The organism is Streptomyces hilarionis, from assembly GCF_024539675.1.
Lineage (GTDB): Bacteria > Actinomycetota > Actinomycetes > Streptomycetales > Streptomycetaceae > Streptomyces > Streptomyces hilarionis.
The window spans coordinates 1-670 of record NZ_JAHHIT010000391.1; the positions used below are offsets into that span (position 1 = coordinate 1).

Annotated in this window: 1 protein-coding gene; it reads right to left on the reverse strand. The window is 50.9% G+C overall.

The window, feature by feature from the left end:
• A partial coding sequence (locus KMS84_RS43690; protein ID WP_256921259.1) for a hypothetical protein occupies positions 1-357 on the reverse strand: 357 nt, incomplete at its 3' end.
• Between the last annotated feature and the right edge of the window lie 313 nt (positions 358-670).

Below are 670 nucleotides of genomic sequence, written 5' to 3' on the forward strand. Positions count from 1 at the left end.
GTTAATACGAGCACCCCGTAGCTTACGTGGTCGAACGAATCGAATATTGGAATCGGTACAGAGGCGCACTAGAGCTGTGAACTGAGGAGCTTCTACAACGAGACGTCCCCCAAGACGGACGAGAGGAAAAAGAAGCCCCTCTAGGTCGTCCGGAAACCACGTGTTTCGCCACTCAATGTAGCGTTCAAACCACTCCTTGTAGCTTGAGAAAACTTCAAATAGCACTTCGCCCTGACGACGCTTTTTGTAAGACCTGACTTGGTAACCATCAAGGTGACTCGTATAGTGGTATTGGTCGATCCGAAGTTGATGCGCCTGCGACAAATTCATGCCGGTTTGCGCGATGAACATAAGCATCTCGGCTTCGATTCTCAGATTTACTGCCGGGTATCGAGTCTCGATTGAAACGTCAGAGTCCCGGAATTCTCGGTGTCGAAGGATGGCCGCAATCTGGAATTTGGTTTGAGGTCGAACCCGTCGTGACGCTTCTTTCTCTGTATCGCGAAGGCCGCACCAGATAGGTAGCGTTGTACCCGATCTCAATGCCACTTGGATGGGGAGTGGTCCCGCCACAGCCTCATAAGTGAGTGACGTACAGAGGTCGGCAATTAACTGCCCGAAAGAAAAGCTCTCTTCCACACTTTGCTTATCAGCGCTCCCATTTCTAACC